This is a genomic window from Betaproteobacteria bacterium (assembly GCA_009693245.1).
Lineage (GTDB): Bacteria > Pseudomonadota > Gammaproteobacteria > Burkholderiales > SHXO01 > SHXO01.
Genome location: SHXO01000083.1, coordinates 1 through 14,264 on the forward strand (window position 1 = coordinate 1; position 14,264 = coordinate 14,264).

Below are 14,264 nucleotides of genomic sequence, written 5' to 3' on the forward strand. Positions count from 1 at the left end.
GTCTTCATGAACGGAAATATATGAGTGAAAACACTGCGCCGGCCTCTATGGATCAGGAATCCAACCAGATCATCGAAGAACGCCGTACGAAGCTCTCCGCCCTTAGGCAGCAGGGCAATGCGTTCCCAAACGATTTCCAGCGCAAGCACCTCGCGGGCGATCTGCAGATCGACCACGGCGGAAAGAGAAACGAAGAATTAGAACCCTCGGTGATAGCGGTCGCTATCGCCGGCCGCATGATGCTAAAGCGCGTGATGGGCAAGGCTAGTTTCGCCACATTGCAGGATATGTCTGGCCGCATCCAGCTCTACCTCAACAACGAGGGGACAGGTGCCGATGAGCACGAGGCTTTCAAGCACTGGGATCTGGGCGACATTCTGGGCGTGGAAGGCACGCTGTTCAAGACTCGCACCGGCGAGCTGACCATCAAGGTGAGCAAGATTCGGTTGCTCACGAAATCGCTACGCCCGTTGCCGGAAAAATTTCACGGCCTGTCGGACCAGGAGCAAAAATACCGGCAGCGTTATCTCGATCTCATCACCAACGAAGAATCGCGCAAGGTATTCACCCTGCGCTCGAAGACAGTGCAAGCCATCAGAGAATTCCTCGTTAACCGCGGCTATCTGGAAGTGGAAACGCCCATGATGCACCGCATTCCCGGTGGTGCGGCCGCGCGGCCCTTCATCACCCATCACAACGCGCTCGGCATGGAACTCTATCTGCGCGTGGCGCCGGAGCTTTATCTCAAACGCTTGGTGGTGGGCGGTTTCGAGAAGGTATTCGAGATCAACCGCAATTTTCGCAACGAAGGTATTTCCACCCGGCACAATCCTGAATTCACCATGCTGGAATTCTACGAGGCCTACCGGGACTATCGTTACCTCATGGACTTCACCGAGGAGATGTTCCGCGACGTCGCCACGCGCGTGCTCGGGACGACGCAATTGACCTACCAAGGCCGGGCAATGGATCTAGCAAAGTCCTTCGACCGTTTGACCATCGTGCAAGCCATCCACAAGTACCATCCGGAGATTTCCGAATCCGACCTGAACGATCGCGATTGGCTAACCAACCAATTAAAAAGACTGGCCATTCCCCATAAGCCCGCCGATGGAACCGGCGGGCTTCAATTGGCTTACTTCGAGGAAACCACGGAAAGTCTGCTGTTCGAGCCTACCTTCATCATCGACTATCCGGCGGAAGTCTCTCCGCTTGCAAGGCGCAACGACAGCAATCCCGAGATTACCGACCGCTTCGAGCTGTTCATTGTGGGGCGTGAAATCGCCAACGGATTTTCCGAGCTAAACGACGCGGAGGATCAGGCCGAGCGCTTCCAAGAACAGGTGCGCCAGAAGGACGCCGGCGATCACGAAGCCATGCATTACGACGCCGACTATATCCGCGCGCTGGAGCATGGGTTGCCCCCGACGGCCGGCGAAGGCATCGGCATCGACCGCTTGGTGATGCTGCTCACCGATAGTCCCAGCATCCGGGACGTGATTCTTTTCCCCCAACTGCGCGCGGAGTAGAGAAATGAGCGACACCGCGGTCAAACTTTGGGAACCCGCGCCAGAGCGTGTCGCGACGGCGAATCTCACCTCCTTCATCGCCTTCGCCAACGATAAATGGCAGGCGAAGGTTCACGACCACCCTAGCCTCCATGACTGGTCCATTCGCGAGCCGGAAAAATTCTGGCAATCCGTGTGGACATTCTGCGAAGTCGTGGGCGGCATGGGCGAGGCGCCCTATCTTGTGGATGGCGCCCGCATGCCTGGGGCCAAATGGTTTCCGCAAGCGAAGTTGAACTACGCGGAAAATTTGCTGCGCCGGCGCGACGACCAGGTGGGGATGATTTTTTGGGGCGAGCACAAATTTCGCCGCCACCTCTCCTTCGGCGATATTTACGACGAAGTGTCCAAGCTTGCGCAAGCATTGAGAGCCATGGGCGTTCAGCCCGGCGACCGTGTCGCCGGCTTCATGCCCAACATGCCCGAGACCATCATCGCGTTACTGGCGGCCACGAGCACCGGCGCCATATGGTCTTCCTGCTCGCAGGATTTTGGCGTGCAAGGCGTGCTCGACCGGCTTGGGCAGATCGAGCCCAAGGTGCTCATATGCGCCGAAGGTTATTGGTACGCGGGAAAACCCATATATGTCATGGATCGCGTGCGGGAAATCGCGCAAGGATTACCCACATTGGAACGAGTGGTGGTGGTGCCCTACGTCAAGGCCAAGCCGGACTTGAAGGGCGTCCCCAAGGCGCTGATGTACGCGGAATTCACTGGAAGATTCGCGCCGAAGGAAATCGAGTTCGCGCGCCTGCCCTTCGATCACCCCTTGCTCATTCTGTACTCCTCCGGCACTACCGGCGTGCCCAAGTGCATCGTGCACGGTGCTGGCGGAACCTTGCTCCAGCATTTGAAGGAACACCAACTCCACACGGATCTGAAGCGGGGGGACCGCTTGTTTTATTTCACCACCTGCGGCTGGATGATGTGGAACTGGCTGGTCTCCGGTCTCGCGTCGGGTGCCACGTTGTTGCTGTTCGACGGCTCGCCCCTGGCCCCGAATCCGGCGATTCTTTTCGAGTTCGCCGACGCCGAGGCGATGAGCATCTTCGGCACCTCGGCCAAGTACATCGACGCCATCAGGAAGGTGGGGCAAAGGCCCGTGGCCACCCACAAGTTGAAGGCCCTGAAAACCATGACCTCCACGGGCTCGCCGCTGGTGGCGGAGAGCTTTGAATATGTCTACTCGGACATCAAGAAGGATTTGTTGCTCTCTTCCATTTCAGGCGGCACCGACATCGTGTCGTGCTTCGTGCTGGGCAGCCCCCTGCTTCCCGTCTACCGGGGAGAGATTCAATGCCGCGGCCTGGGCCTCAAGGTGGAAGTATTCAACGACGATGGCCGGCCGGTAGTGGGAGAAAAAGGCGAACTGGTATGCACCGCGCCCTTTCCCTGCATGCCCGTGGGATTCTGGAACGACCCAGAAGGCAAGAAATACCACGACGCCTACTTCGCGCGCTATCCCAACGTGTGGCATCACGGGGATTACATCGAACTCACGGAGCGCGGCACCATGATCATCTACGGCCGCTCCGACGCCGTGCTCAACCCCGGCGGCGTGCGCATCGGCACGGCGGAAATCTACCGCCAGGTTGAACAGCTACCCGAAGTGATGGAGAGCCTGGTCATCGGGCAAGATTGGAACAAGGACGTGCGCGTGGTGCTCTTCGTGCGCCTGCGCGACGGCGTAACCCTAGACGCCGAACTCACCCGCCGCATCAAGCAGCACATCAAGGCCAACACCACGCCCCGCCATGTGCCCGATAAGATCGTTCAGGTGGCCGACATTCCCCGCACCAAGAACGGCAAGATCGTGGAGCTTGCCGTGCGCGATATCGTGCATGGACGTCCCATCAAGAATCGCGAGGCCCTGGCGAATCCGGAGGCCTTGGAGCTTTACCGAGATATCGCTGAGTTACAGCGCTAGAGCTATCATTTCCCGCAAGGCGCGCGCCACCGTCTGGCGCCGTACGGCATCGCGATTCCCAGAGAGAAGCACCGTCCGTAGATGCACGGGTTGTTCTCGTACTCCCCAAGCTAGGCACACAGTGCCCACTGGCTTCTCCGGTGTTCCTCCGGATGGCCCGGCAACACCGGAGACGGCGACAGCGATGTGGGCACTGCTACGTTCCAGCGCTCCCTTCACCATCTCTTCCACCGTCTGTTCGGACACCGCCCCGAAGCGCTTGAGCGTACCGGCGGAAACGCCCAGCATCTGCATCTTGGCTCGGTTTGTATAAGTGATGAACCCGCGGTCGTACCATGCCGAACTGCCCGGCACCATCGTAATGGCTTGGCCGATCCAGCCCCCCGTGCACGATTCGGCTGTCGCGAGCATCCAGCCCTTCGCCAACAAAGCATTCCCAAGGGCCTGCGCTAGGTCGTAAAGTTCGTCATCCATTCAGGTCATCCCAGAATTAATTTCCAAAGGGTGAAGCATAAGAGCACGCAAAAGGCGGCAACGAGATCGTCGGCCATGACACCCAAGCCGCCGCGAATTTTGAGTTGAGCGTACCCCACGGGGCCTGGCTTGGCGATGTCGAAATAACGAAAGAGGACGAAGGCGGCGCCTTGTGCGATGAACGTTCCCGGAAGAAAGCTCAGGGTAAAGAGCATGGCCACCATTTCATCCCAAACCATGCCGCCGTGATCTTCCATCCCTATATCACGCCCCGCTTGCTCGCAGGCCCACACGCCGGCGAAGAATGCGAGCCCCGCGAGGAGTAACAAGTCCACCGTGGCCATCCTTGCCGCCAGGACGTTATAGACCGGTATGGCGGCCAGGGATGCCAGGGTTCCAGGCGCGCGGGGCGCCAACCCTAAGCCAAAACCAAAGGCAATGAAGCGCGCGGGACTGCGCAACAGATAACCAAAGCTCACGTGCGCTCGTCTAAACGAAGTGGTCGTAGCCATGGCTTTCCAATGTAATGGGCTGGCCGGCGCGGTCGCGTACCAGCAGTGCTTCGTCCGGTTGTATCACCCCGATTCTCGTCACCGGACAACCGTGGGTGGTCCCCAGGGCGTCCAAGAACCCGCGATGGCGCGAGGGCGCGGTAAAACACAACTCGTAGTCATCGCCTCCGCTCAAGGCGTAGCGGCGCTGTTGGTCCTCTTCACACTCGCGCAGCGCCGCGGAGCGCGGCACCTCTTCCCACTCGATGACGGCGCCCACCTTTGACCGCTCCAGAATGTGCCCGAGATCCGCGAGCAGTCCGTCGGACACGTCGATGGCGGCGCTCGCGAGGCCGCGCAAGGCAATGCCCAGTTCGGTCCTCGGCATGGGCGTCTCAAGACGGCGTTGCGCATGGTCTCGTGCAGCAATGGTAAGTCGCGCTCCCTCCCGCAACGAGACCAAGCCCAGGGCCGAATCGCCCAAGGTGCCTGACACCCAGATGTCGTCTCCGGGTCTGGCACCTGAACGCAACAACGCTTGCCCCACCGGAACCACTCCGAGGAATTGCACGCAGATATTGAGCGGCCCGCTCGTGGTGTCACCTCCTACCAACTCCGTGCCGGACGCTTCGGCCAAGGCGAACAATCCTTGGGAGAAGGCGCCGAGCCATTCCTCATCCACTTTTGGCAAGGACAACGACAACGTGAACCAACGCGGCGTGGCCCCCATGGCGGCCATATCGGAGAGATTCACCGCGAGGCATTTATGGCCCAGGTACTCGGGCCTCACATCCTCGAAGAAGTGGCGGCCGCACACCAGCATATCGGTGGAGACCACCAATTGATGTCCCTCCGGTATTCGCAACAGCGCGGCGTCATCGCCCACGCCCAAATCCGCCGTGGGTGCCGCGCGCGTGAAATAGCGCTGGATTAATCCGAATTCGGAGATCATGGCGCGAGAAACATCTGCGCCAAGGCGACATCATCGGGATAGGTCACCTTGATATTCCGCGCGCTCCCGTGCACGAGTTTGGGCTTCATGCCCAGGGCTTCGATGGCGCTCGCCTCATCGGTCACCGATGCGAGATCCACGGCGGCCAAGGCGCGCGCGAGCATGGCGTAGCGAAACAATTGCGGCGTTTGCGCTTGCCAGAATCCCTCTCTGGGTTCGGTGCGATCCACGCGCCCATCGGGTTGCGCGCGTTTCAAGGTGTCCCGCACGGGAAGTGCGAGCAATCCGCCTACTTCATCGTTCATAGCCTCATGGAACAGCCGGTTCAGGGCGCTGGCAACAAGACATGGGCGGGCAGCATCGTGCACCAGCACCCAATCCCCGGCTTGAACCCTATCCGCCATGGCATTAAGCGCATTGAAAACGGTCTGCGCGCGACTATTCCCGCCACAGCGCAGCACGATGCAATCCGCCAAGGCTTCGGACAAGCGCAGGGAATCCCAGTAGCGGTCCTCCTCGTCAATGGCGATGACGACGCGATGAACCTTCGGATGCGAACGCAACGTCTGCACGCTATGCCACACCATGGGCCGCCCGTGCAACTCCACATATTGCTTGGGCACCGTGCAGCCCATGCGCAGGCCGCTGCCCGCCGCGGGCACCACGGCCCAAATATTCTTCGCCGGTTCCGTACTCATGCGCGCATTATCACCGCTCCACGGGCCAAGACCGTAACCGCCGGCGACTATAATCCGCCGCCCCGATGATCACGCTCACTCCCCCCAGACCAGGGCAGCGCACCGGCGTTACCCATATCGCCGGATCCAGCGATGCTTGCGCGTTGGCACGCCTGGCGGAAAAGCACGCGCCCGTGGTGGTTCTCACGGCAACGGCCTCCGATGGGCACCGGCTGCGCGCCGAGATCGCATTCTTCGCCCCCGGCTTGCGCGTGTATCTGCTGCCAGATTGGGAAACGCTGCCCTACGACAATTTTTCCCCGCACCAGGACCTCGTCTCCGAACGCTTGGGTACGCTGCACCAGATTTCGCGCAGGGAGTGCGACGTGGCCATCGTGCCCACGACCACCGCGCTCTACCGGTTACCCCCCGTGGAGTATCTTGCCGCCTACACTTTCTTCCTCAAGAAGGGCGAGAGACTCTCCTCCGAACAGCTTCGCAACCAACTCACCCTCGCCGGCTACAACCACGTCTCCCAAGTCGTCTCCCCAGGCGAATACAGTGTTCGCGGCGGAATCATCGACTTGTTTCCCATGGGGAGCGTGGTCCCCTACCGCATCGATTTGCTGGACGACGAAATCGACAGCATTCGAACCTTCGACGTGGATTCGCAGAAATCCATCTACAAGGTAAACGACGTGCGGCTGCTGCCCGCGCGAGAATTCCCCACGGACGAGGCCGCCCGCACCCGCTTTCGCAAGAATTTTCGCGAGAAGTTCGAGGGCGATCCATCCAAGAAGCGCCTGTACAAGGATGTGAGCCAAGGCGTGTTTCCGGCTGGTATCGAGTACTACTTGCCGCTTTTCTTTGAAAGTTCGGCCGTGCTCGGCGATTACCTTCCACAAGGCGCCGTGGTGTGTTCCATGGGAAATTTGCAAGAAGCGGTGGAGACTTTTTGGCGGGACACCTGGTCGCGCTACGAGTTGATGCGCGGAGATCCCGATCATCCGTTGTTACCGCCCGCCGATTTGTTTTTGTTACCGGATCAGTTCTTCGGCAGAATCAAACCCTTTAGCCGCCTGGAATTCATTGCGGAAGGCGAAGCCACCGCGCTCCCCGTGCGGGCACTCCCGCCCTTGCAAGTGGAGCGGCGCGCCGACCAACCCTTGCACCGCCTGGCGGCTTTTATCGCGAGCAGTAGCCAAAGAGTCGTGCTACTGGCCGATAGTCTCGGGCGGCGCGAAACCTTGCTGCGCTACCTCAACGAGTACGGATTCAAGCCCGCGCCCGCCACCAACCTCGAGGATGCATTGACGGTGGATGCGAACTTGGTGCTCGCCGTGGGCCCCTTGGGGGCCGGCTTCATCGATGAGGACGCGGGCGTTGCCTACATCACGGAGAACGAGCTTTATCCCTCGCAGACGCGCGCCAAGGAACGCCGTGACGCCGCCGCCAACCTGAACGCCGCCGAGAATTTATTACGCGACCTCTCTGAACTAAAAACCGGCGATCCCGTGGTGCACTCCCAGCATGGAATCGGCCGGTACCTGGGCTTAGTCAATCTAGACATGGGCGAGGGTGCGACGGAGTTCTTGCTGCTGGAGTATGACGGCGGCGACAAACTCTACGTTCCCGTTTCGCAACTGGAAGTCATCGGCCGCTACAGCGGCGTATCGCCCGAGTCCGCGCCGCTGCACAAACTGGGCAGCGGCCAATGGGAGAAAGCGCGCAAGAAGGCGGCGGAAAAGGTACGCGACACGGCGGCCGAACTCCTCAATCTTTACGCGCAGCGCGCCGCGCGCAAGGGCCATGCGTTCCAGCTCAAGCCGCACGACTACGAAGCCTTCACGGAGGGGTTTCCTTTCGAGGAAACCCGCGACCAATCCATCGTCATCGAGGCGGTCATCAAGGACCTCACGGCTGGCAAACCCATGGACCGTTTGGTTTGCGGAGACGTCGGATTCGGCAAGACCGAGGTGGCTCTGCGCGCCGCCTTCGTGGCCGTGATGGATGGGCGCCAAGTGGCCGTGCTGGTGCCGACCACGCTGCTGGCCGAGCAGCACTTCCAAACTTTCGGTGACCGTTTCGCCGAATGGCCGGTAAAAATCGCCGAGCTATCGCGTTTTCGATCGGGCAAGGAACAAGGCGCAACCTTGGAGGCGCTCCGCGAAGGACGCATCGACATCGTCATCGGCACTCACAAGCTGGTGCAAGACTCCGTGAAATTCAAGAATTTGGGGTTGGTCATCATCGACGAAGAGCACCGCTTCGGCGTGCGCCAGAAGGAGCAGCTCAAGGCGCTGCGCGCCGAAGTGGATGTCCTGGCACTCACCGCCACTCCCATTCCCCGCACGCTCGCCATGTCGCTGGAAGGCATACGAGATTTCTCCGTGATCGCCAGCGCGCCGCAAAAGCGGCTCGCCATCAAAACCTTCGTTTCGCGCTGGAGCGACGGCTTGATACGCGAGGCGGTGTTGCGCGAATTGAAGCGCGGTGGCCAAGTATTCTTCGTCCACAACGAGGTGGAATCCATCCGGCGCATGGAGGAAAAACTCACCGCTCTCGTTCCCGAGGCGCGTATTCGCGTCGGCCACGGCCAGTTGGCGGAGAGGGAGCTGGAATTGGTGATGCGGGACTTCTACCAGCAACGCTTCAATTTGCTGCTGTGTACCACCATCATCGAAACCGGTATCGACATCCCGTCGGCCAACACCATCGTGATCAACCGGGCGGACAAATTCGGGCTAGCGCAATTGCACCAGTTGCGCGGAAGAGTGGGCCGCTCCCATCATCAAGCCTACTCCTATCTGCTCACGCACGCGGAAGGCAATGTCACGCCGCTGGCGGCCAAACGCCTGGAAGCCATTCAGATGATGGAGGAACTGGGCTCGGGCTTCTTCCTCGCCATGCATGACTTGGAAATTCGCGGCGCCGGTGAGGTGCTGGGCGAATCGCAAAGCGGCGAGATGCAAGAGGTGGGTTTCGCGCTCTACGCGGAGATGCTGAAATCGGCCGTGCGCTCCTTGAAGCAAGGCAAGGAACCCGATCTGTCGCAACCTCTCTCGGTGAGTACGGAGATCAAACTGCATGCGCCGGCTCTGTTACCGGAAGACTATTGCCCCGGCGTGCACGAAAGGCTCGTGCTCTATAAACGCATGGCGAATTGCGAATCCGCCGAAGCGCTGGAGGAATTGCAAGAAGAAATCACCGACCGCTTTGGCCTCCCGCCCGGTGCGGCCAGAACCCTCATGGATAGCCACCGTCTTCGCATTGCCGCGAAAAGCGTGGGCGTCATCAAGATCGACGCCAGCACGGAGGCGATACAACTTCAATTCGAGCGTAATCCGCCTATCGACCCCGCGCGCATCATTCAACTGATCCAGACGCGCCGTAATTTCCGGTTGAGCGGGCAAGACAAACTGCGAGTGGACGAGAAACATCTTCTGCCCGCGGATCGCGTGGCGCGCACCCTGGAACTGTTTCGCGAACTCAAGCAACCCGTGGCGCGGCAACCGGCACGCTAACTCATCCCCGCCGCGGTCTCGCGGTGGCCACCAGCAGAAGAAAAAAGCAGCCCGCGACCATCGACGCGATGCCGAAATTGAAAAGCGAGGATGCAGGCACACCCGCGACCCAGTAGGCCCCGCTCGCGCGCACTCCCGCCGAAACCAGGCAGATGATGATTCCCAACAAGCCCGCGGCTCGTCCTAGGGTAAGCGGCACTCTTTCCATATAACCTACCTGTTCATCGCTAAACCACGTTCTTGATAGCGGCAAGCACCAGGCACCGCTGTGCTCGCAAGCTTAGCGCATATAGTCCAAGGCGAGGTGCGTCAAGGTCCGCACGCCCAGCAAGAGCGCGGACTCATCGATCTGAAAGCGCGGGGAGTGGTTGTAGGCCACCTTGCTCATGTCCGAGCCCTTCGCGGTGCCTCCGAGGAAAACGAATAATCCCGGCGCCTTCTGGGCAAGTAAGGAGAAATCCTCCGCGCCCATGACGCGGTCTCGGAGAATCACATTCTTCTCGCCGGCCACGCGCTGGAGCGTGGGCAGCATGCGTTGCGTCAAGGCGGGGTCGTTGATGGTCACCGAATAGGGCTTGTCGATATTCACCTCGGCAACCGCGCCCGAAGCCATCGCAATGCTTTCCGCGATCAATTTGATTCGGCGGTGAATGTCTTCGCGCAGCTTTTCATCGAAAGTGCGCACCGTACCCACCATCTCCACCTTGTCCGGGATGATATTGAAGCGGTTGCCGCCGTCGATGCCACCGATGGTCACCACCGCCGGTTCCTTGGTGATGTCCACTTGCCGGCTCACGATGGTCTGCAAGCCCAGCACGATTTGAGAAGCCACAACGATGGGATCCACGCCGCCCCAGGGGGCGGAGCCGTGGGTCTGCCTGCCCTTCACCGTGATGCGCAACACGTCGGCGGCCGCCATGGCGGCACCAGGGCGGTAGGCGATTTGTCCCGCTTCATGCAGGGAGGCGATGTGCAAACCGAAGATGACATCAGGTTTGGGATTTTCCATCGCGCCTTGTTTGATCATCAGCGCCGCGCCGCCCTCCTCTCCGGGGGGCGGCCCCTCCTCGGCCGGCTGGAAGATGAACTTGACGGTTCCCGCCAATTCGCCCTTCATTTTGCTAAGCACCTCCGCCGCGCCCATGAGCATGGCCACGTGGGTGTCGTGCCCGCAGGCGTGCATGACGCCGGTTTCCTTTCCCGCCCATTGCGCTTTTACCTTGGAGGCAAAAGGCAAATCTACCTCCTCGGTCACCGGGAGTGCATCCATATCCGCGCGCAGCGCCACCACCGGCCCAGGTTTGGCGCCACGCAATATAGCCACCACACCCGTGTAAGCGACTCCCGTTTTGACTTCAAGACCCAGGGCCTTTAGATGTTCGGCCACCAATTTTGCCGTGCGAACTTCGCGGTTACCAAGTTCGGGATGCTGGTGAATGTCGCGCCGCCACGCGATGACTTTTTGTTCCACCGCGCCGGCCAGCGCGTCCGCCTGCTCATATCCCGCTGGCCACGCCGCCGGCTGCCAAAGCAATGCAAGACCCAAGGCAAATAGGGGAAGCGCCGTCTTCATGATTCTGGTCCCTCGTGGTGTGTGATGAGATTACCGCATAACCCCGGTATATGACTTAGGTGGCATGGTCACGGCGAGCGAGAATACCTAGACTGCATCCGTCGCATCCGAAGTTCGAAAATACCGTTGGCATTGTAAGGGCCGTTGCATTTCCACGTCGCTGCCTTGAGCCACCGGTACGCGAACGTCGCCTGCGAACGCAAGTGTCCCTGGTGAAATGCATGGCGCTTCGCGTTACTCAATTGCAGTCATTAGGAAATTCAAATGAAAGCTAGTGCGATGATTGCCATCATGAGCGCAACGTTGTTCACCGGCACCGCTCTCGCCGACAGCGGGATCAAGAGCCGCGGTCCCGGCGATGCCTACAACGACATGATGCGCGATTGGACGGCAAAGCCGGGAGACACTCCCAAGCAGCAAGTCATGATCCGCAGCGAGGAAGCCGCCCACGCGGACTTGATGCGCAACTGGGACGCCAAGTTGGTAGGCGAACCGAAGAAAGAAGCCGTGAGCCAAAGCGAGCGTGACCGCTACATGGAACTCATGCGCGGAACCTTCCAGTTATCGAAAGTGAATCCGGAGTAATCATGTCTAGCCCGCAATTCTCACAGGCCGCCCCGATATGCAATGCGTCTTGCTTTGTCCAGGTCTCACCGGGGATCGGACATCATTGCCCTCGGAGACAACGGGCTGCGCGGGTGCTGGCGCGTTTATGCCTGCCATTTTCGGCATGCCCGCCTTGGCCGTATGTCCAATACGGCCAAGGCGTTCGAGCCAAAACTGGCTCGCCCTAAACGCGCCATCATCCCACGCCCCTGTGAGAAATGCGGGCTAGCGCGGGATGGTTGATTCCCTCCCGTGCTATTCCGGCAAGGCGAAGACGTATACGGACTCGCCTTGCTTGAACCCGAATAGCTGGTTTCCGCCCGCGGCGACAGCCACGTATTGCTTGCCGTCCACCTCGTACGTAATAGGCGGAGCATTCACCCCGGCGCCGCAATCGTGCTGCCACAGCATTTCACCCGTCCCTGAATCGAAGGCGTTGAATTTTCCGTTTCCCTCGCCCATGAAGAGCAGGTCTCCGGCGGTGGCGAGCACCCCGCCCACCAAGGGATCCGCCGTCTTCACTTGCCATTTGATGGCCCCGGAATTTTGCGTGTCGATGGCGCTCAACACCCCCCAGCGCGGTGCGTTGGAGGGTTCCAAGGAGGTGTAGCGTACCGCGGGTTTATCCGCGCTCGCTGAGATTTCCTTCAGGGTGTAACGCATGGGCCAATGCATCGCGGCCACGTAAGCCAGCCCGGTGCGCGTATCGAGCGATACTGGCGACCAGTTGGCACCGCCCGCGCCACCGGGCGCGATATCGATCCCCTCCGCAGTGGGCCGCTTGAACATGTTCTGCTGCGGCACGAAGGCATCCGATTTATACAAGAGCTTGCCGTCACGCCGGTCCAGCGCGTAGAACCAACCGGTCTTTCCCGCGTGACCCACGGCGGGAATGGTGTCGTAGCCCTTGGGCACGTCCATCAACACGGGCGGGCTCGCCACATCGTAGCCCCACATGTCGTGCGGCACCTCCTGGTAATACCACTTGACCTTACCCGTGTCCGCGTCCAAGGCCACGAGGGAAACGGTGTAGAGGTTGTCGCCCGGCCGCGTGAGATCGTCCATTTGCGGCGAAGGGTTACCCACACCGAGGAAGATCGTGTTGGTCTTGGTATCGATGGCGGGTGTGGTCCACGCCGAGCCACCGCCGCGTTTGGCGGCGTCCGGGTACTTCGCCATGTCGGCACGCTCGCGGGCCAGATCGCGTTCGAGTTTCACCCCATCTGGCGTGGCCGGGCTAAATTCTCCTTCCCAGCCTGTCACTGGCGTGGAGTCGAATTGCCATAGGCGCTTGCCGGTACTGGCGTCGTAAGCCGCGTAGAAACCCGCGCGTTGGCTCTGCCCCGCGATGCCCACCACGGCACCCAAGGGCGCCCCCTCGCGATCCGAATCCAGGTGAAGTCCATACCCGACGCCGGTGATACCGATGATCACCTTGCCCTGGTAGACGAGCGGCGCCATGCTGGCACCCACGCCCGTGGAACCGCTCACTTTGCTCTTGCGCAAGGGATCGTCCGCACCCAGTTGCTCGGTCTTCTCCGTTGCACCATCCAGATCCAACACCAAGGGAATATCCCAGACAGGCGCACCGGTCTTTTGATCCAATGCAATCAGGCGCGCATCCACGGTGCCGATGAAGACCTTACCGTAGGCCACCGCCACGCCACGATTGGCGGGGCCGCAACACATCTTGTCCGTGCGCCGTTTATGCTGGTAGCGCCAGATCTGCTGGCCGGTCTTGGCATTGAGCGCCACCACGTGATTGAACGGTAGCGATAAATACATTACCCCGTCCACCACGATGGGCGTGGCTTGAAAAGTGGAGGTGACTCCGCTCTTGAAAGTCCAGGCCGGCGTGAGTTTCTTGACGTTGCCCTTGCGGATACTCGCCAGCGGCGAGAAGCGCTGGTTGCTGTAGTCACGGCCGTGGCTCAGCCAATTCTTCGCGTCTCCAGCGGCGCCTAGCAGGCGCTCGTCGCTGACCACTCCCGGTTGGGCATGGGCACCGAGGCACATGGCAATTGCGCAAGACCCAAGGAAACTGGACAAGATTTTTCCAAGCATGATGAGATTCCTCCTTGGTTAATTGTATACCTGAGTCCGTGAGCGTTAAAGAATATGAGTGTCTGGAGAGATGGAGTTGATGCGGGATTCGAGGGAGTTGGCTAGAATTGATGACATCGCTATTGAGTGAAGCGCGATGATCAAATTCAAGCTCAAGCAAAGCGAATCGATTTTTCTCACGAGCCAGTCAGGTTTGGTATTTATTGGAGCGGCGCTCAAGCACTTCGTGGATCTTGACCGGCTCGATGAGAAGTTTCCCAGAGTCTTATCCAATATGGTTTGAGTCTGAAGGTGGGATCGTATTTCCAACATGGTTTGAGTCTGAAGGGGCGTAATTGGGTCGATCATTCTAGGAATGATGATCGACATGAACGAAACCAAACTCACGACGCTCGATCAGTTGCGGGC

At 60.0% G+C, this 14,264-nt stretch carries 11 protein-coding genes; 4 read left to right on the plus strand and 7 right to left on the minus strand.

From position 1 onward, the window contains the following. Window positions 1-20 precede the first annotated feature (20 nt). A complete protein-coding gene (lysS, locus tag EXR36_12770; protein MSQ60480.1) occupies window positions 21-1,529 on the plus strand; it encodes a lysine--tRNA ligase in 1,509 nt (502 codons plus the stop codon). A 4-nt stretch (window positions 1,530-1,533) separates the two neighbouring features. After that, entirely contained in the window at window positions 1,534-3,495 is a 1,962-nt protein-coding gene (locus tag EXR36_12775; protein ID MSQ60481.1) for an acetoacetate--CoA ligase, read from the plus strand. Here EXR36_12775 and EXR36_12780 read toward each other — a convergent pair. From EXR36_12780 to EXR36_12795, 4 genes are read right to left on the minus strand one after another with little or no spacing between them, the layout of a single operon-like run. Beyond that, window positions 3,484-3,969 carry a CinA family protein gene (locus EXR36_12780; protein ID MSQ60482.1) on the minus strand — a complete coding sequence of 162 codons (486 nt, stop codon included), beginning with the start codon at window positions 3,967-3,969 and terminating at the stop codon, window positions 3,484-3,486. The two genes, EXR36_12775 and EXR36_12780, sit on opposite strands and share 12 nt — an antisense overlap. Before the next feature lie 5 nt (window positions 3,970-3,974). Then, a complete protein-coding gene (locus tag EXR36_12785) occupies window positions 3,975-4,481 on the minus strand; it encodes a phosphatidylglycerophosphatase A (GenBank protein MSQ60483.1) in 507 nt (168 codons plus the stop codon). After that, a complete protein-coding gene (gene thiL, locus EXR36_12790; protein MSQ60484.1) occupies window positions 4,459-5,412 on the minus strand; it encodes a thiamine-phosphate kinase in 954 nt (317 codons plus the stop codon). The genes EXR36_12785 and thiL overlap by 23 nt, the downstream gene beginning before the upstream one ends. Next, window positions 5,409-6,110: a 2-C-methyl-D-erythritol 4-phosphate cytidylyltransferase gene (locus EXR36_12795; GenBank protein ID MSQ60485.1), complete on the minus strand. Its 702-nt coding sequence runs from the start codon at window positions 6,108-6,110 to the stop codon at window positions 5,409-5,411. Before EXR36_12795 ends, thiL begins: the two co-directional genes overlap by 4 nt. A gap of 65 nt (window positions 6,111-6,175) precedes the next feature. Between EXR36_12795 and EXR36_12800 the strand changes: the two genes are divergently transcribed. After that, entirely contained in the window at window positions 6,176-9,613 is a 3,438-nt protein-coding gene (locus EXR36_12800; protein ID MSQ60486.1) for a transcription-repair coupling factor, read from the plus strand. Window position 9,614: 1 nt separating this feature from the next. Here the strand turns inward: EXR36_12800 and EXR36_12805 are convergent, their stop codons facing one another. Together EXR36_12805 and EXR36_12810 are read right to left on the minus strand one after the other, a co-directional pair. Beyond that, the gene (locus EXR36_12805; GenBank protein ID MSQ60487.1) at window positions 9,615-9,821 is read right to left on the minus strand and encodes a hypothetical protein; all 207 of its coding nucleotides are present in this window, start codon (window positions 9,819-9,821) and stop codon (window positions 9,615-9,617) included. Window positions 9,822-9,893: 72 nt separating this feature from the next. Further along, a complete protein-coding gene (locus EXR36_12810; protein MSQ60488.1) occupies window positions 9,894-11,186 on the minus strand; it encodes an amidohydrolase in 1,293 nt (430 codons plus the stop codon). A 264-nt stretch (window positions 11,187-11,450) separates the two neighbouring features. Here EXR36_12810 and EXR36_12815 point away from each other — a divergent pair, with 264 nt between their 5' ends. Beyond that, a complete protein-coding gene (locus EXR36_12815) occupies window positions 11,451-11,771 on the plus strand; it encodes a hypothetical protein (protein ID MSQ60489.1) in 321 nt (106 codons plus the stop codon). Between the two features lie 276 nt (window positions 11,772-12,047). Here EXR36_12815 and EXR36_12820 read toward each other — a convergent pair whose 3' ends face one another. After that, window positions 12,048-13,808: a pyrrolo-quinoline quinone gene (locus EXR36_12820; protein ID MSQ60490.1), complete on the minus strand. Its 1,761-nt coding sequence runs from the start codon at window positions 13,806-13,808 to the stop codon at window positions 12,048-12,050. Window positions 13,809-14,264: the final 456 nt, after the last annotated feature.